The 17,996-nt window shown below is 63.1% G+C and carries 18 protein-coding genes; 11 read left to right on the top strand and 7 right to left on the bottom strand.

Going from position 1 to position 17,996, the window contains the following annotated elements:
* Window positions 1-16: 16 nt before the first annotated feature.
* The 4 genes from crcB to ftsK are packed head-to-tail and all read right to left on the bottom strand — an operon-like array spanning window position 17 to window position 4,793.
* Entirely contained in the window at window positions 17-391 is a 375-nt protein-coding gene (gene crcB, locus WFQ67_RS23145) for a fluoride efflux transporter CrcB (RefSeq protein ID WP_111262154.1), read from the bottom strand.
* Complete coding sequence (locus tag WFQ67_RS23140) at window positions 388-1,710, bottom strand: replication-associated recombination protein A (RefSeq protein WP_337058320.1); 1,323 nt, start codon at window positions 1,708-1,710, stop codon at window positions 388-390. Before WFQ67_RS23140 ends, crcB begins: the two co-directional genes overlap by 4 nt.
* 18 nt (window positions 1,711-1,728) lie before the next feature.
* Window positions 1,729-2,355: an outer membrane lipoprotein chaperone LolA gene (lolA, locus tag WFQ67_RS23135; protein ID WP_213629783.1), complete on the bottom strand. Its 627-nt coding sequence runs from the start codon at window positions 2,353-2,355 to the stop codon at window positions 1,729-1,731.
* A 29-nt stretch (window positions 2,356-2,384) separates the two neighbouring features.
* Window positions 2,385-4,793, bottom strand: coding sequence for a DNA translocase FtsK (gene ftsK, locus WFQ67_RS23130; protein ID WP_337058319.1), 2,409 nt, complete (start codon window positions 4,791-4,793; stop codon window positions 2,385-2,387).
* A 221-nt stretch (window positions 4,794-5,014) separates the two neighbouring features.
* Here ftsK and trxB point away from each other — a divergent pair, with 221 nt between their 5' ends.
* From trxB to infA, 4 genes are all read left to right on the top strand, one after another.
* Window positions 5,015-5,965: a thioredoxin-disulfide reductase gene (gene trxB, locus WFQ67_RS23125; RefSeq protein WP_111262150.1), complete on the top strand. Its 951-nt coding sequence runs from the start codon at window positions 5,015-5,017 to the stop codon at window positions 5,963-5,965.
* 40 nt (window positions 5,966-6,005) lie between these two features.
* Window positions 6,006-6,689, top strand: coding sequence for a leucyl/phenylalanyl-tRNA--protein transferase (gene aat / locus WFQ67_RS23120; RefSeq protein ID WP_213629781.1), 684 nt, complete (start codon window positions 6,006-6,008; stop codon window positions 6,687-6,689).
* Between the two features lie 53 nt (window positions 6,690-6,742).
* On the top strand, window positions 6,743-7,450 hold the full coding sequence (locus tag WFQ67_RS23115; protein ID WP_213629779.1) for an arginyltransferase: 708 nt from the start codon (window positions 6,743-6,745) through the stop codon (window positions 7,448-7,450).
* Between the two features lie 99 nt (window positions 7,451-7,549).
* Window positions 7,550-7,768, top strand: coding sequence for a translation initiation factor IF-1 (gene infA, locus WFQ67_RS23110; RefSeq protein WP_016492441.1), 219 nt, complete (start codon window positions 7,550-7,552; stop codon window positions 7,766-7,768).
* 60 nt (window positions 7,769-7,828) lie between these two features.
* Here infA and clpA read toward each other — a convergent pair whose 3' ends face one another.
* Both clpA and clpS read right to left on the bottom strand, forming a co-directional pair.
* Window positions 7,829-10,099 carry an ATP-dependent Clp protease ATP-binding subunit ClpA gene (clpA, locus tag WFQ67_RS23105; protein WP_173174271.1) on the bottom strand — a complete coding sequence of 757 codons (2,271 nt, stop codon included), beginning with the start codon at window positions 10,097-10,099 and terminating at the stop codon, window positions 7,829-7,831.
* Between the two features lie 29 nt (window positions 10,100-10,128).
* Entirely contained in the window at window positions 10,129-10,491 is a 363-nt protein-coding gene (gene clpS, locus WFQ67_RS23100; RefSeq protein WP_213629778.1) for an ATP-dependent Clp protease adapter ClpS, read from the bottom strand.
* A 229-nt stretch (window positions 10,492-10,720) separates the two neighbouring features.
* Here clpS and cspD point away from each other — a divergent pair, with 229 nt between their 5' ends.
* A complete protein-coding gene (gene cspD / locus WFQ67_RS23095) occupies window positions 10,721-10,987 on the top strand; it encodes a cold shock domain-containing protein CspD (RefSeq protein WP_111262174.1) in 267 nt (88 codons plus the stop codon).
* A 65-nt stretch (window positions 10,988-11,052) separates the two neighbouring features.
* Here cspD and icd read toward each other — a convergent pair whose 3' ends face one another.
* Entirely contained in the window at window positions 11,053-12,309 is a 1,257-nt protein-coding gene (icd, locus tag WFQ67_RS23090) for an NADP-dependent isocitrate dehydrogenase (RefSeq protein WP_111262145.1), read from the bottom strand.
* Window positions 12,310-12,630: 321 nt separating this feature from the next.
* Here icd and WFQ67_RS23085 point away from each other — a divergent pair, with 321 nt between their 5' ends.
* From WFQ67_RS23085 to WFQ67_RS23060, 6 genes are all read left to right on the top strand, one after another.
* On the top strand, window positions 12,631-13,077 hold the full coding sequence (locus WFQ67_RS23085; RefSeq protein ID WP_236205241.1) for an NUDIX hydrolase: 447 nt from the start codon (window positions 12,631-12,633) through the stop codon (window positions 13,075-13,077).
* Between the two features lie 61 nt (window positions 13,078-13,138).
* The gene (gene mnmA / locus WFQ67_RS23080; RefSeq protein WP_337058318.1) at window positions 13,139-14,257 is read left to right on the top strand and encodes a tRNA 2-thiouridine(34) synthase MnmA; all 1,119 of its coding nucleotides are present in this window, start codon (window positions 13,139-13,141) and stop codon (window positions 14,255-14,257) included.
* Window positions 14,254-14,874, top strand: coding sequence for a high frequency lysogenization protein HflD (gene hflD, locus WFQ67_RS23075; RefSeq protein ID WP_213629772.1), 621 nt, complete (start codon window positions 14,254-14,256; stop codon window positions 14,872-14,874). The genes mnmA and hflD overlap by 4 nt, the downstream gene beginning before the upstream one ends.
* A gap of 105 nt (window positions 14,875-14,979) precedes the next feature.
* Window positions 14,980-16,350 (top strand): adenylosuccinate lyase, encoded by a 1,371-nt coding sequence (gene purB / locus WFQ67_RS23070; RefSeq protein ID WP_337058317.1) that lies wholly within the window; start codon window positions 14,980-14,982, stop codon window positions 16,348-16,350.
* Window positions 16,351-16,410: 60 nt separating this feature from the next.
* The gene (locus WFQ67_RS23065) at window positions 16,411-17,577 is read left to right on the top strand and encodes a ribosomal protein uL16 3-hydroxylase (protein ID WP_213629768.1); all 1,167 of its coding nucleotides are present in this window, start codon (window positions 16,411-16,413) and stop codon (window positions 17,575-17,577) included.
* Complete coding sequence (locus WFQ67_RS23060; RefSeq protein WP_111262139.1) at window positions 17,570-17,995, top strand: GNAT family N-acetyltransferase; 426 nt, start codon at window positions 17,570-17,572, stop codon at window positions 17,993-17,995. Before WFQ67_RS23065 ends, WFQ67_RS23060 begins: the two co-directional genes overlap by 8 nt.
* The last annotated feature ends 1 nt before the right edge of the window (window position 17,996 follow it).

Here is a 17,996-nt window from a genome sequence, read left to right as displayed (position 1 = left end):
GTGAGGTTCCCGTCTATCAGAATTTGGTCAGTGTCAGGCCGGCCCAGGTCGCGAGCAGGCCTCCCAGCACGCTCACCGCCACATAGCCGAAGGCCAGGGGCAGCTGGCCGCTTTCCAGCAAGCGCAGCGTGTCCAGGGAAAAGGATGAAAACGTCGTCAGGCCGCCCAGAAAACCGACCATGAGCCCGGCACGGATCTCCACAGGCACTTCAGGACGCTGGAGGAACAGGCCGTAGAGAAAGCCGATGAGCAGGCAACCGACGATATTGACGGCAAGAGTACCGGCGTAGAAGTAACGAGGCCAGTGGGCAGCCACCCAGTTGCCCGTGGCGAAACGCAGCAGGGTGCCGACGATGCCACCCAGGGACACCGAGAGAATCAGGGGGCTCAAGGCCTTCTCCTTCTGGGGCTGCGCGCATCGAGCCCAGCCAGGTGATCGAGCTTGTCGCGAATCTTCAGCTCCAGCCCCCGAGGTACAGGCTGGTAGTACTGGCGGGGCTCGAGGTTCTCCGGGAAGTAGTCCTCGCCCGCCGCATAGGCATCCGGCTCGTCATGGGCGTAGCGATATTCGTCGCCGTAGCCGAGTTGCTTCATCAGCTTGGTCGGCGCATTGCGCAGGTGCAGCGGCACCTCGTGGGAACCGTTCTCGGCGACATCACGCATGGCCGCCTTGAAAGCGGTGTAGACAGCGTTGCTCTTCGGCGCGCAGGCCAGGTAGACGATGGCCTGGGCCACCGCCAATTCACCTTCCGGGCTGCCGAGGCGCTCCTGCACGTCCCAGGCGGCCAGGCACAGGCTCAAGGCACGGGGGTCGGCATTACCGATGTCTTCGCTGGCCATGCGCACCACGCGACGCGCGATGTAGAGCGGGTCGCAGCCACCGTCGATCATGCGTGCATACCAATAGAGCGCACCGTCGGGGCTGGAGCCACGCACCGACTTGTGCAGCGCGGAAATCTGGTCGTAGAAGGCCTCGCCACCCTTGTCGAAACGACGACGGCTGTCACCGAGCAGGTTTTGCAGCAGCTCGGGGGCGATCTCGCTGTCGTCCTCGGCGAGGTCCGCCGCATTCTCCAGCAGGTTGAGCAAGCGCCGGCCATCGCCGTCGGCTGCCGCCACCAGGATCGCGAAGCTCTCATCTGGCAGGCGCAGCTTGCGCTTGCCGAGCCCCTTGTCTTCGCTCAATGCGCGGTCGACGAGACGGCGCAGTGCCGCCTCGTCCAGGCTCTTGAGCACATAGACCCGGGCACGGGAAAGCAACGCGTTGTTCAGCTCGAACGAGGGATTCTCGGTGGTGGCACCGATGAAAATCAGCGTGCCGTCCTCGACATAGGGAAGGAAGGCATCCTGCTGGGATTTGTTGAAGCGATGCACCTCGTCGACGAAGAGGATGGTGCGGCGCCCGTACTGGGCGGCCTGCTGCTTGGCCATCTCCACCGACTGGCGGATTTCCTTGACGCCGGAGAGCACCGCGGAAATCGTCTCGAAATGGGCATCGCTGACCTGGGCCAGAAGCTTGGCCAGGGTGGTCTTGCCGACCCCGGGCGGCCCCCAGAAAATCATCGAGTGCAACGCCCCCTGCTCCAGCGCCTCACGCAGGGGCTTGCCCGGCGCCAGCAGGTGCTCCTGGCCAACGTACTCGTCCAGGCTGTTGGCACGCAGGCGCGCGGCCAGGGGCTGGGCGATGGGCTCGGAACGGAACAGGTCCATGGGTGCGCGTGAAACCTCTTATTCCTGAATGACGTCGGCGCCTTCCGGAACCTTGAAGTCGAACTGGGCGGCGTCGATGGCCTGGTTCATCTTCACGCCGAGGAAGAGGATGTTGGTGCGCTGGCCGACGCTGTCGATCAGTTGCATGTCGTTGATCACACCATTGCGGAAGGACAGGCGCAGGGTGTCGAACAAGGTGTCCTTGGCCTTCGGCTTGAGGATGAAGTCCACCACATCGCCTCCTTCCTTGTGGGCGATCTCGAAGTTCTCGCTGATCTTGGAGACATCGCCGGACAACAGCAGCGCAGGCGTGTGCGTGAGGCGCTGATCAAGGGTCTGGATGGTGACCTGTTCCAGGTCCGGGTCATACAGCCAGACCTTCTGCCCGTTGGAGACCAGCAGTTGCTCCATCGGCTCGTCGGTGTGCCAGCGGAACAGGCCCGGGCGCTTGAGGGCGAGCTCGCCGGAGGTTTCCTGAAGCTGGGTGCCGGAACCGTCGAGGGTCAGCTGGGAGAAGCGACCGGTGATGGTCTGGGCCTTGTTGAGCATTTCGGTCAGGCGGGCGATGGCCACCTGGTCATCAGCCTGGGCCTGCATGGCACCAAGGCTCAGTGCGGCAACGAGCAGCATGCGGATCAGTCGCATGGGGGTCCTCATCAGAATTCCGTTCAGGGTTAGTCGCGAACCGGGCCCGGCGCGATCACGTCACGCGAGCCGTTGGTGTTCATGGGCGTGACCACACCGGCCATCTCCATCGCCTCGATCATCCGGGCGGCACGGTTGTAGCCGATCTTCAGCTTGCGCTGTACCGCGGAAATGGACGCGCGGCGGCTCTCGGTGACGAAGCGCACGGCCTCGTCGTAGAGCGGGTCTTCCTCACTGCCTTCACCGCCCTCACCGCCATCGAAGCCGCCGCTGGAGCCACCACCACCCTCGTCGACACCCGCGAGAATGTCTTCGATGTAGTCGGGAGAGCCACGCAACTTCCAGGCCTCGACCACGCGATGCACCTCGTCATCGGAGACGAAGGCACCGTGGACACGGATCGGCAGGCCGGTGCCCGGCGGCAAGTAGAGCATGTCGCCGTGGCCCAGCAGTTGCTCGGCGCCGCCCTGGTCGAGGATGGTGCGCGAGTCGATCTTGCTGGAGACCTGGAAGGCCATGCGGGTCGGGATGTTGGCCTTGATCAGGCCGGTAATCACGTCCACCGAGGGGCGCTGGGTGGCGAGGATCAGGTGGATGCCCGCCGCACGTGCCTTTTGCGCGATACGGGCGATCAGCTCTTCCACCTTCTTGCCGACGATCATCATCATGTCGGCGAATTCATCGACGATCACCACGATGGTCGGCAATTGCTTCAGCAGCGGCGCTTCGTCTTCCATGCTCTCGCGGCGATAGAGCGGGTCGGTCAGCGGCGTGCCCGCCTCCTCCGCGTCCTTGACCTTGCGGTTGAAGCCCGCAAGGTTGCGCACGCCCATGGCGGCCATCAGCTTGTAGCGCCGCTCCATCTCGGCGACGCTCCAGCGCAGCGCGTTGGCGGCTTCCTTCATGTCGGTCACGACCGGGCACAGCAGGTGCGGAATGCCCTCGTAGATCGACAGTTCGAGCATCTTCGGGTCGATCATGATCAGCCTCGCCTGCTCGGGCGTGGACTTGAACAGGATCGACAGGATCATCGCGTTGACGCCCACGGACTTACCGGAGCCGGTGGTACCGGCCACCAGCAGGTGCGGCATGCGGGCCAGGTCGGTGATCACCGGGCGCCCGCCGATGTCATGGCCGAGGGCCATGGTGACCGGCGACTTGGCCTCGTCGTACTCGGTCGAGGACAGCACTTCGGAGAAGCGCACGATCTGGCGGTCTTCGTTGGGAATCTCGATGCCCACGGTGGTCTTGCCGGGAATGACCTCCACCACGCGGACGCTGATCACGGCGAGGGAACGCGCCAGGTCCTTGGCCAGGTTGGAGATACGGCTGACCTTGACGCCTGCGGCGGGCTGGATCTCGAAACGGGTGATCACGGGGCCCGGGTGCACGGATTCGACTATCACTTCGACGCCGAACTCCTTGAGCTTGATCTCCAGCAGGCGCGACATGGCCTCGAGGGATTCGGGGGAGTAGCTCTTCTGCTTCTTCTCGGCCACATCGAGAATGGAGATCGGCGGCAGGGTGCCCTCTACCGCGCTGTCGACGAACAGCGGGACCTGCTTCTCCTTCTGCACCCGCTTGCTGGGCTCGGCAGCCTTGGCCGGCGCAGGGGGCGTGATGACCGGTGCAGGACGCTTGTCGCGCTCGATCATGTGCTTGGCCAGGGCATCTTCGCGTTCGATCAGACGTTCCTTGACCTTCGCCTGCTCGCGACTGTCGCGAACCACGGGCGCGGCGACCTCGTTGACGCGGTCATCCACCTCGCGCAGCTTGGCCACGAGTTGCTTGCGCTCGGCACGTGCACTCCACCAGCGGTTGATCAGGCTCTGGATCAGCTCGACCAGGTCGAGGGTGATCTTGCCGGTCAGGTCCATCACCTTGAACCACGACAGGTCGGTGAAAACCGTCAGGCCGAAGAGGAACAGGGCGAAGAACATCAGTGTGCTGCCCTGCACGTTCAAGGCGTTGACCGCCAGGTGGCTGAGGCTTTCGCCCAGCGCACCGCCGGCGGATGCTGGCATGCCGACGCTGTCCTGGAAGTGGATATCGGCCAGCGCGGCGCCCGAAAGCACCAGAAAGACGAGGCCGATCAGGCGCCAGGAGAACAGCCAGCCACTCCAGTCGATGGCCTGGTGGCGATGACGGAACACCTGCAGCGTCTTGATCGCAAGCAGCAACGGGAAGATGTAGGCGAAGTAGCCCAGGGCCATGAAGAGGATGTCGGCGAACCAGGCGCCCAGGCGGCCTGCGGCGTTCTGTACCTGCTCGACATTGCTGGTGTGGGTCCAGCCCGGATCGGAAGAGTCGTAGGTGAGCAACGCCATCCACAGGTAGAGGCACAACGCGCCCAGCGCGATCAGCGCACCTTCCTTGAGGCGGTAATGCAATTGCTGGCGCCAGACGGGCGTCTGGGCAGTACTCGTGGAATTCTTCAAACGCCTTTTTTCCTGCGCCCTTGGCGCGTTCAAGAATCGGTTACTGGCGGAAATGCCGCCCATTGTACGGGTTTAACCGCCCGGCGCCACAGCGTCCGCCCTGGCCGCGGCGCGTTTTGCGGGTGATTCGTGCTTCGGTGTAGCATAGCCGCCAGCATCTTGCGCAGCGCTCAATTTGAGCATGCATTCTCTTTTGTGACAAAGACTTATGAGGCCTTTTTATGAGCGACGTCAAGCATTCACGCCTGATCATCCTTGGCTCCGGCCCAGCCGGTTACACCGCTGCCGTGTATGCCGCCCGCGCCAACCTCAAACCCGTTGTCATCACCGGCATCCAGCCGGGCGGCCAGCTCACCATCACCACCGAGGTCGACAACTGGCCGGGTGACGTCGAAGGCCTCACCGGCCCCGCCCTGATGGAGCGCATGCAGAAGCACGCCGAGCGCTTCGACACCGAGATCGTCTACGACCACATCCACACCGCCGAGTTGCAGCAGCGCCCCTTCATCCTCAAGGGCGACAGCGGCACCTATAGCTGCGACGCGCTGATCATCGCCACCGGCGCCTCCGCCCAGTACCTGGGCCTGCCGTCCGAAGAGGCCTTCGCCGGCAAGGGCGTATCGGCCTGCGCCACCTGCGACGGCTTCTTCTACCGCAACCAAGTGGTCTGCGTGATCGGCGGCGGCAACACCGCCGTCGAGGAGGCCCTCTACCTCTCCAATATCGCCAAGGAAGTCCACCTGATCCACCGCCGCGACAAGCTGCGCTCGGAGAAGATCCTCCAGGACAAGCTGTTCGAGAAAGCCAAGAACGGCAACGTGCGCCTGCACTGGAATCACACCCTGGAAGAGGTACTGGGCGACGCCACCGGCGTGACCGGCGTCCGACTGAAAGACACCACAAACGGCGAAACCAAGGAAATGCCCCTGGCCGGTGTATTCATCGCCATCGGCCACAAGCCCAACACCGAACTGTTCCAGGGCCAGCTGGAAATGCGTGACGGCTACCTGGTGGTCCGCGGCGGCTCCGAAGGCAACGCCACCGCCAGCAGCATCGAGGGCGTCTTCGCCGCTGGCGACGTGGCCGACCACGTCTATCGCCAGGCCATCACCTCGGCAGGTGCCGGCTGCATGGCCGCGCTGGATGCCGAAAAATTCCTCGACGACAACTGAGGCGCAGGGGCGGCGCACCTCACGCCGCCCTCCCCTTCCCATGCTGACCTGGCTTAGCCGCGAAAACCTGACCTTCCCGCCCCTCGAGCGCGCCCTCCGCGAGCCCAATGGACTGCTGGCGGCCGGCGGCGACCTGTCCCCCGAACGCTTGGTCCAGGCCTATCGCCACGGCTGCTTCCCCTGGTTCCAGGACGGCCAGCCGATCCTCTGGTGGTCACCCGACCCGCGCACCGTTCTACCCCCGCAGGAAGTGCATGTTTCCCGCAGCCTCGCCAAGCTGATCCGCCAGCAACGTTTCCGCGTCACCTTCGACCAGGATTTCGCCGCCGTCATCGCGGCCTGCGCCGGGCCACGCAGCTATACCGATGGCACCTGGATCACCACGCCGATGCAGGCCGCCTATCTGGAACTGCATCGCCGCGGCGTCGCCCACTCGGTCGAGGTCTGGCTGGATGGCGAACTGGTCGGCGGCCTTTACGGGCTCGCCATGGGCAAGCTGTTCTTCGGCGAATCCATGTTCAGCCGCACCGACAACGCCTCCAAGGTCGGGTTCGTGACCCTCACCCGCCACCTCAACGACTGGGGCTTCGTGCTCATCGACTGCCAGATGCCGACCCAGCACCTGCACAGCTTCGGCGCCCGCTCGATCACCCGCGAGAAGTTCTCACGCTACCTCCAGCTTTATCTCGACCAACCCAACAGCGCCAACTGGGCTGTCGCCTAGGCGAGTCGCCAAGCCTGGCTTACACTTGCGGAAGGCTTTTTCGAGATTCGACCATGACCGAGCTGGCTCGCCTGAAGTTCTATGCCACTCAACCGCATCCTTGCAGCTACCTGCCCGAGGAACAGGCCACCACACTGTTTCTCGATCCCAGCCAGCCGATGGATGTGGAGGTCTACGCCGAGCTCTCGGAAATGGGTTTCCGCCGCAGCGGCGACCACCTCTACCGCCCCCATTGCCAGCGTTGCACCGCCTGCGTACCGGCCCGCATCCCCGCCGATGCCTTCGCACCCAGCCGCCAGCAGCGGCGCATCCTCAAGCGCAACACCGACATCGAAGTCCGTGCCGTTCGCCCAGCGTTCAACGAGGAGTACTACGCCCTCTATGTGCGCTACATCGAGGAGCGCCATGCCGACGGCGACATGTACCCACCAAGCCGTGATCAGTTTTCCACCTTCCTGGTCCGCGACCTGCCGTTCTCGCGCTTCTACGAATTCCGCCTGGAGGGTCGCCTGGTCGCGATTGCCGTAACCGACGTCCTGCCCAACGGCCTATCGGCCGTCTACACCTTCTACGATCCGTCGGAAGAGCGCCGCAGCCTGGGCCGCTTCGCCATCCTCTGGCAGATCGGCGAGACCTTGCGCCTGGGCCTCCAGGCGGTCTATCTCGGCTACTGGATCAAGAACTGCAGGAAGATGAACTACAAGACCCAGTACCGCCCCATCGAGCTGTTCGTCAATCAGCGCTGGGTCACCCTCACCTGAAACCCTTGGCTTACGATGCATTTTTCGGGCACAATGCACGCCGTTTTTGCCAGGCGCCGTTTGCACCCGGCCAATCATTGATACCGAGGGCTTTACTGCATGTCGAAAGAAGACAGCTTCGAAATGGAAGGCACTGTCATCGATACCCTGCCCAACACCATGTTCCGCGTGGAGTTGGAAAACGGGCACGTCGTCACCGCGCATATTTCCGGCAAGATGCGCAAGAACTACATCCGCATCCTTACCGGTGACAAGGTTCGCGTCGAGCTGACCCCCTATGACCTGAGCAAAGGCCGCATCACCTACCGCGCCCGCTAATCAGGCACACAACAAAAAGCCCGGCAATCGCCGGGCTTTTTGCGTTTCTCCATATCAGCATCAGGCCATTTCAGCAGTGGTTTCGAAGTCGAATTCGAGCTCATCGTCCTTCACGTCGATGTGGACCACGCCGCCGTGCTCGGCCAACTCGCCGAAGAGGATCTGCTCCGCCAATGGACGCTTGATCTTGTCCTGGATCAGGCGCGCCATCGGTCGAGCCCCCATCTGCGCGTCATAGCCACGCTCACCCAGCCAACCGCGCGCCTCGTCACTGACGACCAGTTGAACGCGCTTGTCTTCCAACTGGGCCTGCAGCTCGGTCAGGAACTTGTCGACGACGTTCTTGATGGTTTCGTGAGTGAGGCGACCGAACTGGATGATGGTGTCCAGGCGGTTGCGGAACTCCGGCGTGAAGCTCTTCTTGATCACTTCCATCGCATCGGACGAGTGGTCCTGATGGGTGAAGCCGATGGAGGCGCGCGACGCGGTTTCAGCCCCCGCGTTGGTGGTCATGATCACGATGACGTTACGGAAATCCGCCTTGCGGCCGTTATTGTCGGTGAGCGTACCGTGGTCCATGACCTGCAGAAGCAGGTTGAAGACCTCGGGATGCGCCTTCTCGATCTCGTCGAGCAGGAGGACACAGTGCGGCATCTTGGTGATGGCTTCGGTGAGCAACCCACCCTGATCGAAACCGACGTACCCCGGAGGCGCACCGATGAGGCGCGAAACGGTGTGCCGCTCCATGTACTCGGACATGTCGAAGCGCACCAACTCGATCCCCATGGCCTTAGCCAACTGACGAGCGACCTCGGTCTTGCCCACACCAGTGGGGCCGGCGAAGAGGAAGGAGCCCACGGGCTTGTCCGGCGACTTGAGACCCGCCCGGGACAGCTTGATGGCAGTCGACAGGGAGTCGATGGCCGCATCCTGGCCGAATACCGTCAGCTTCAGGTCGCGCTCGAGGTTGCGCAGCAACTCCTTGTCGGAGCTGGTGACGTGCTTCGGAGGAATCCGCGCGATCTTGGCGACGATGTCCTCGACCTGCGCAACATCGATACGCGGAGCGCGCTTGTCTTCAGGCTGCAAGCGCTGATAGGCACCCGCCTCGTCGATGACGTCGATGGCCTTGTCCGGCATATGACGGTCGTTGATATAGCGCGCCGCGAGCTCGGCAGCCGCACGCAACGCCTCATCGCTGTATTCGATGTGGTGGTGCTGCTCGAAGCGCCCCTTCAGGCCACGAAGGATGCCGACGGTGTCCTCCACGGAGGGCTCGGTAACATCGACCTTCTGGAAGCGCCGCGCCAGTGCGCGATCCTTCTCGAAGATGCCACGGAACTCCTGGAAGGTCGTGGAACCGATGCAGCGGATCTCACCGGAAGAGAGCAGCGGCTTCAGCAGGTTGGACGCATCCATTACCCCGCCCGAGGCAGCGCCAGCTCCGATGATGGTATGGATCTCGTCGATGAAGAGAATGGCGTGCGGGCGCTTGCGCAGCTCGTTCAGCAGCGCCTTGAAGCGCTTCTCGAAGTCACCACGGTATTTGGTGCCCGCAAGCAAAGCCCCCAGGTCCAGCGAATAGACGACGCTGTCGGCCAGCAGGTCGGGGACCTGATTGTCGACGATGCGCTTGGCCAGGCCTTCGGCGATGGCCGTCTTACCTACGCCCGCCTCCCCCACCAGCAACGGGTTGTTCTTGCGGCGACGGGCAAGGATCTGCGCTACGCGCTCGACCTCGGCCTCGCGCCCGACCAGCGGATCGATGCGCCCCTGGCGCGCCAGCTCGTTCAGATTGCTCGCATAGGCATCCAGAGGATGCCCAGCGGAAGAGGATTCCCCACCTTCGTCATCCTGCATTTCCTGCTCGCTATCATGCTGCTCGCCATGGCCGGGCACCTTGGAGATGCCGTGGGCGATGTAGTTGACGACATCGATACGGGCGACGCTCTGCTGCTTGAGCAGGAATACCGCCTGGCTTTCCTGCTCGCTGAAGATGGCCACCAGCACGTTGGCACCGGTGACTTCGCGCTTGCCCGAGCTCTGCACGTGGAACACGGCGCGCTGCAACACGCGCTGGAAACCGAGCGTGGGCTGGGTTTCGCGGTCCTCGTCATGCTGGGGGATCAGCGGCGTGGTGGAGTCAATGAATTCCTGCAGGTCATGCCGCAGCTTGTCCAGGTTCGCACCACAGGCTTTCAGCACTGCAGAAGCGGCATCGTTATCAAGAAGGGCAAGCAACAGATGCTCGACCGTCATGAACTCATGACGCTTGGCGCGGGCCTCCTTGAAGGCAAGATTGAGGGTGACTTCGAGCTCACGGTTTAACATAGCTTCACCTCATACCCAAGCGGTCGGCGTTAACCGTCCTTCTCGATCTCACAGAGTAGCGGATGCTGACTCTCTCTCGCGTATTGATTCACCTGCATAGCCTTGGTTTCAGCAATATCGCGTGTAAACACCCCACAGACCGCCCGCCCCTCGGTGTGAACGGTCAGCATGACCTTGGTCGCCGTCTCGCGGTTGTGGTTGAAGAACACCTCAAGCACCTCGACGACGAAATCCATCGGCGTGTAGTCATCGTTAAACATGACCACCTTATACATAGGTGGCGCTTGAAGGATCGGCTTGGCTTCCTGGACGACCAGACCCGTGTCGTCGTCCCCATGATGCTCAGGGCGATCCTGATTGAATGTTAGTCGAATCTGGCTGCTTGCATGCATGCTGGAATAAAGCTTCTTGATAGGCGAAAGGGAGACGCCGTTTGGACTTTGACCCGCTTCTCAGCTGGTCGCTGCATCGCCTTGACTAAAGGCAAAACGGTGTTACAAACAATGGATACCCACCTACGGGTATCAGGGGTTCCGCACCCTCGTCCATTCGGTCGAAACAGGCGCGGGGTCGAAGTGGATGATACTCCAGTGATGGAGTCCTTTGCAGAGGGATATCAGCATGGTTAGCGGTAAGGTCAAGTGGTTCAACAACGCCAAGGGCTATGGATTTATCCTCGCTGACGGCCGAGATGAGGACCTGTTCGCCCATTATTCGGCCATCCAGATGGATGGTTACAAAACCTTGAAAGCTGGCCAACCGGTAAGCTTCGATATCATCCAGGGCCCCAAAGGCCTGCACGCCGTGAACATCAGTACGGTCACGGCAAACTCCGAAGCACCTGCCGCCACTGCCAGCCTCCCCCAGGGCAGCACGGTCGAAGCTTGAGCCCATTCCTTAGGGCATAAAAAAGGCCGGTCATGATGACCGGCCTTTTCGTTACGCCATCAGTCTCACATGTGAGCGATGGTGGCGTCGCCGAAGCCAGAGCAGGAAACCAGCTTGGCACCGTCCATCAGGCGCTCGAAGTCGTAAGTCACGGTCTTCGCAGCGATGGCACCGTTGGTGCCCTTGATGATCAGGTCGGCAGCCTCGGTCCAACCCATGTGGCGCAGCATCATCTCGGCGGAGAGGATGACCGAACCCGGGTTGACCTTGTCCTGGCCAGCGTACTTGGGCGCAGTGCCGTGGGTCGCTTCGAACATGGCGATGGTGTCGGACAGGTTGGCACCCGGAGCGATGCCGATCCCACCCACCTCGGCCGCCAGGGCGTCGGACAGGTAGTCACCGTTCAGGTTCAGGGTGGCGATCACGTCGTACTCGGCCGGACGCAGCAGTATCTGCTGCAGCATGGCGTCGGCAATGGCGTCTTTCACCACGATGTTCTTGCCGGTGTTGGGGTTCTTGAACTGCATCCACGGGCCGCCATCCAGCAGCTCGGCGCCGAACTCTTCACGCGCGACTTCGTAGCCCCACTCTTTGAAGGCACCTTCGGTGAACTTCATGATGTTGCCTTTGTGGACGATGGTCACGGAGCTGCGATCGTTGTCCACGGCGTACTGCAGGGCCTTGCGCACGAGACGCTTGGTGCCTTCCAGTGAAACCGGCTTGATGCCGATACCGCAGTTTTCGGTGAAGCGAATCTTCTTGACGCCCATTTCCTCGGTGAGGAACTTGATGACCTTCTCGGCCTCAGGGGAGCCAGCTTTCCACTCGACGCCTGCGTAGATGTCTTCCGAGTTCTCGCGGAAGATCACCATGTCCACGTCACCGGGCTTCTTGACCGGGCTGGGCACGCCTTCGAACCAGCGAACGGGGCGCTGGCAAACATACAGGTCCAGCTCCTGGCGCAGGGCCACGTTCAGGGAGCGGATGCCACCACCGACCGGAGTGGTCAGCGGGCCTTTGATGGAAACGACGTAGTCACGTACCGCTTCCAGGGTTTCTTTCGGCAGCCAGGTGTCCTGGTCGTAGACCTGGGTGGCCTTCTCGCCAGCGTAGACTTCCATCCAGGAGATCTTGCGAGTGCCGTTGTAGGCCTTGGCAACGGCGGCATCTACCACCTTGATCATGACTGGGCTGATGTCGACGCCGATGCCATCGCCTTCGATGAAGGGGATGATCGGGTTGTTCGGGACGTTCAGGGACATATCGGCATTGACGGTGATTTTGTCACCGGTAGCAGGCACCTGGATCTTTTGGTATCCCATGCTGGACTCCGTAGTTCTCGTGGTCTGACAACCATCACGCGGTCGGCGCGACGGATGGATCTTGGGTCTCGGAAAGGCGGCACATTCTTGTAGTTTTTCTACAGAAAGTCACGCACTTTTCCTTGTTTATGCAGATCGGGCTGGCAGTTAAACCCGCATGAAACCTGTGCTTTAGCCGTGCATGTAGTCAAACTACAACATCGCTACACATGGCCACCTGAGCAAGCGCTATTCATCCTAGCAGCTTGCTTCCGGATTGCCGCTCCTCTCGCCTCCCCCTCTGCGGATGACTAAGATTGGCCGCCCACCGAGGAGGATCCCATGCGCTTCACCCCCCATGTCACAGTCGCCACCCTGGTAGAAGACCAGGGCCGTTTTCTGATGGTCGAGGAGATATCGGATGGCCGGGCGGTATTAAACCAGCCTGCCGGCCACTTGGAAGCCGACGAAAGTCTCATCCAGGCCGCCCTGCGCGAAACCCTCGAGGAAACCGGCTGGGAAGTCGAGTTGACCGCCGTCACCGGCATCTACCTCTATACCGCGCCGAGCAACGGCGTGACCTACCAGCGCGTCTGCTTCGCCGCACGCCCGCTGCGCCACCGTCCCGAGCGCGAGCTCGACACCGGCATCATCGGCCCACGCTGGCTGACCCGTGACGAGCTCCTGGCGCACCGTGAACAATGGCGCAGCCCACTGATCATCCGCTGCATCGACGACTACCTGGCCGGAGAACGCTTCCCCCTGAGCCTGATCCGCGACCCGGCGTGATCGCCCGAGCCGACCGCACCTGTTAGAATCCCGTTCTTTTTTGCAGCAGTCCCAGAGTCTTATGTCCGATACAGCCAAAACCCGCGTGATCGTCGGCATGTCCGGCGGCGTGGACTCTTCCGTTTCCGCCCTCCTGCTGATGGAACAGGGTTACCAGGTGGAAGGCCTGTTCATGAAGAACTGGGACGAGGACGACGGCACCGAATATTGCACCGCCAAGGAAGACCTGGCGGACGCCCAGGCCGTGTGCGATCGCATCGGCATCAAGCTGCACACAGCCAACTTCGCCGCCGAGTACTGGGACAACGTGTTCGAGCACTTCCTCGCCGAATACAAGGCGGGCCGCACGCCCAACCCGGATATCCTCTGCAACCGCGAGATCAAGTTCAAAGCCTTCCTCGACTACGCCCTGATGCTCGGTGCCGACCTCATCGCCACCGGCCATTACGTGCGTCGCCGCGACGTCGACAGCCGCACCGAGCTGCTCAAGGGCCTGGACCCGAACAAGGACCAGAGCTACTTCCTCCACGCCGTCGGCGGCAAGGAAATTGCCCGCACCCTGTTCCCCGTCGGCGAACTGGAAAAGCCCGAAGTCCGCGCCATCGCCGAGAAACACGGCCTGGCCACCGCGAAGAAGAAAGACTCCACCGGCATCTGCTTCATCGGTGAGCGCCGCTTCAGCGACTTCCTCAAGCAATACCTGCCGGCCCAGCCCGGCGACATCGAAACCACCGACGGCGAAGTCATCGGCCGCCACCACGGCCTGATGTACCACACCATCGGCCAGCGCCAGGGTCTCGGCATCGGCGGCATGAGGGATGCCAGCGACGAACCCTGGTACGTCCTGGCCAAGGACGTCGCGCGCAACGTACTGGTCGTCGGCCAGGGCAACGAACACCCCTGGCTGTTCTCCCGCGCCCTGCTCGTCTCGGAGATCTTCTGGGTCAACCCGATCGAGCTCGACCAGCCCCGCCCCCTGACCGCCAAGGTCCGCTACCGGCAGAGCGACCAGGCCTGCACCCTGGAGCGCACCGCCAATGGCTACCGTGCAGTCTTCGACGCCCCCCAGAGGGCTGTAACGCCCGGCCAGTCGGTCGTCTTCTATGACGGCGAAATCTGCCTGGGTGGCGGCGTGATCGAAACGGCCGAAGCCTGGGACGCCGAGGTGCGCCGCCCATGACGCCCCTGCAGGAACAACTCGTAGCACTGGGCGCCGTGTTCGAAGCCGCCGTGCTGGTGGACAAGATCGCCAAGACCGGCCAGGTCAGCGAAGCGCCGCTGGGCTGCATGCTCGGCAGCCTGCTGGTTCGCGACCCGAAGAACACCCTGGACGTCTATGGCGGCGACGACATCAACCTGCGCGACGGCTACAAGGCCCTGATCAGCGCCCTGGAACGCGAGCCCAGCAGCCTGCAGCGCGAACCGCTGCGCTACGCCCTATCGCTACTGACCCTGGAGCGCCAGCTGAACAAGCGCGAGGACATGCTGCAACTGATCGGCAGCCGGCTCGACCAGATCCAGCAGCAGACGCAGCACTTCGGCGTCGTCCACGACAACGTCATCGCCTCGTGCGGCAGCCTCTACCAGGACACCCTCAGCACCTTCCGCCAGCGCATCCAGGTCCATGGCGACATGCGCCACCTGCAACAACCCAGCAATGCCGCCAAGATCCGCGCCCTGCTGCTCACCGGCATCCGCTCCGCCCGTCTCTGGCGCCAACTCGGCGGCCATCGCTGGCAGCTGCTGTTCAGCCGCCGCAAGCTGCTGGGCGAGCTCTATCCCATGCTGCGCAGCTGAATTCGCGGGCAAGCGCCGAACGGCGCAAGCCCGCTCACGTTATCGGGGCCGGTTTTCGTGTATGATGTGCGCCCTTTTCGTTGACCGATTGTCCGAGAACGCCCCATGCAGCTCTCCTCGCTCACCGCGGTTTCCCCCGTCGATGGCCGCTACGCCGGCAAAACCAACGCACTGCGCCCGATCTTCAGTGAATATGGCCTGATCCGCTTCCGCGTACAGGTCGAAGTCCGCTGGCTGCAACGCCTTGCCGCCCACGGCGGCGTTCCGGAAGTCGCCCCCTTCTCCGCCGAAGCCAACGCCCTGCTGAACGAGCTGGCCGAGAACTTCCAGCTGGAGCACGCCGAGCGCATCAAGGAAATCGAGCGCACCACCAACCACGACGTCAAGGCCGTGGAGTACCTGCTCAAGGAGCAGGCCGCCAAGCTGCCGGAACTGGCCAAGGTCAGCGAGTTCATCCACTTCGCCTGCACCAGCGAGGACATCAACAACCTGTCCCACGCCCTGATGCTGCGCGAAGGCCGCGACGGCGTGCTGCTGCCGCTGATGCGCCAGACCGCCAACGCCATCCGTGAGCTGGCGATCCGCTTCGCCGACGTGCCGATGCTCTCCCGCACCCACGGCCAGCCCGCCTCCCCCACCACACTGGGCAAGGAGCTGGCCAACGTCGTCTACCGCCTGGAGCGCCAGATCGCCCAGGTAGCCGCCGTACCGCTGCTGGGCAAGATCAATGGTGCCGTGGGCAACTACAACGCCCACCTCTCGGCCTACCCGGAAATCGACTGGGAAGCCAACGCCCGCGAATTCATCGAAGGTGACCTGGGCCTGAGCTTCAACCCCTACACCACCCAGATCGAGCCGCACGACTACATCGCCGAGCTGTTCGACGCCATCGCCCGCTTCAACACCATCCTCATCGACTTCGATCGCGACGTCTGGGGCTACATCTCCCTCGGCTACTTCAAGCAGAAGACCGTCGCCGGCGAGATCGGCTCCTCGACCATGCCGCACAAGGTCAACCCGATCGACTTCGAGAACTCCGAAGGCAACCTCGGCATCGCCAACGCCCTGTTCCAGCACCTGGCCAGCAAGCTGCCGATCTCCCGCTGGCAGCGCGACCTGACCGACTCCACCGTGCTGCGCAACCTCGGCGTCGGCTTCGCCCACAGCGTCATCGCCTACGAAGCCAGCCTCAAGGGCATCGGCAAGCTCGAGCTGAACGAAGCACGCATCGCCGCCGACCTGGACGCCTGCTGGGAAGTCCTCGCCGAACCGATCCAGACCGTGATGCGCCGCTACGCCATCGAAAACCCCTACGAGAAGCTGAAGGAACTGACCCGCGGCAAGGGCATCAGCCCCGAAGCGCTGCAGACTTTCATCGACGGCCTCGACATGCCGGCCGAAGCCAAGGCCGAACTGCGCAAGCTGACCCCCGCCGCCTACATCGGCAACGCGGCGGCCCAGGCCAAGCGTATTTGACGGCTATCGCCCCCTTGCACGCCCGGCTGTGCCGGGCGTTTTTATTTGAAAGGTTCCGCCATGACTTCCGATCTCCCCCTGCAAATCCTCGGCGGCATCTCCGCCCGTGAATTCCTCCGCGACTACTGGCAGAAGAAACCCCTGCTGATCCGCCAGGCCATCCCGGACTACGAGAGCCCCATCTCCCCCGACGAGCTGGCCGGCCTGTCCCTGGAAGAGGAAGTCGAATCGCGCCTGGTGATCGAACATGGCGAGCACCCGTGGGAGCTGCGTCGCGGCCCGTTCTCCGAAGACACCTACCAGGGCCTGCCGGAAAAGGACTGGACCCTCCTCGTCCAGTCCGTCGACCAGTTCGTCCCGGAAGTCGCCGAACTGCTGGAGCATTTCCGCTTCCTGCCCAGCTGGCGCATCGACGACATCATGGTCAGCTTCGCCGCCCCCGGCGGCGGTGTCGGCCCGCACTACGACAACTACGACGTTTTCCTGCTCCAGGCCCATGGCCAGCGCCGCTGGAAGATCGGCCAGATGTGCGACGCCTCGAGCCCACTGCTGCCCCACGCCGACCTGCGCATCCTCGCCGACTTCCAGGGCACCGATGAATGGGTACTGGAGCCGGGCGACATGCTCTACCTGCCGCCGCGCCTGGCCCACTTCGGCATCGCCGAGGACGACTGCATGACCTACTCGGTCGGCTTCCGCGCCCCCAGCGCCGCTGAAGTACTGACCCATTTCACCGACTTCCTCGCCCAGTTCATCCCGGACGAAGAACGCTACAGCGATGCCGACATCGCGCCGGTCAGCGACCCCTACCAGATCCAGCAGGACTCCCTCGACCGCCTCAAGGCCCTGCTGGCCGAGCACATGAGCGACGAACGCCTGCTGCTGACCTGGTTCGGCCAGTTCATGACCGAGCCGCGCTATCCCGAGCTGGTCGCCGGCACCGAAGTGGAAGAAGACGAGTTCGTCGGCGCCCTGGAAGATGGCGCCGTGCTGATCCGCAACCCCAGCGCCCGCATGGCCTGGTCCGAAGTGGATATCGGCCTGGTGCTCTTCGCCAGCGGCCAGAGCCGCCTGCTGCCCAGCAGCCTGCGCGAGCTGCTGAAACTCGTCTGCGCCAGCGACGCATTGCACATCGACAACCTCGGCCAATGGCTGGCCGACGAGGACGGGCGTAAGCTTCTATGGGAACTGGTCAAGCAAGGAAGTCTGGAGTTTGCCGATGAGTGAGATACACGTCCGCATCGCCGATTGGCAGAAGGACAATGCCGACCTGCGCCGCATCCGCGAAACCGTGTTCATCGCCGAACAGGCGGTGGCACCGGAGCAGGAATGGGATGCGGAAGACGTCGACGCGGTCCACTTCCTCGCCCTGGAACGCGACTACGCCATCGGCACCGCGCGCCTGCTGCCCGATGGTCACATCGGCCGCGTCTCGGTGCTCAAGGACTGGCGCGGCCTGCGGGTCGGCGACCGCCTGCTGGAAGCGGTGATCGCCGAAGCGGAGCGTCGCGGCCTCAAGCAGCAGATGCTCTCCGCCCAGGTGCACGCCACCCCCTTCTATGAGCGCCACGGCTTTCGCGTCGTCAGCGGCGAGTTCCTCGAAGCCGGCATCCCCCACGTGGACATGGTGCGCGACAGCCAGTAGA

This window comes from Pseudomonas sp. USHLN015, from assembly GCF_037153275.1.
GTDB lineage: Bacteria > Pseudomonadota > Gammaproteobacteria > Pseudomonadales > Pseudomonadaceae > Metapseudomonas > Metapseudomonas tohonis.
The sequence above is the reverse complement of the archived record's forward strand: the minus strand, read 5'-3'. Positions and strand labels throughout refer to the sequence as shown.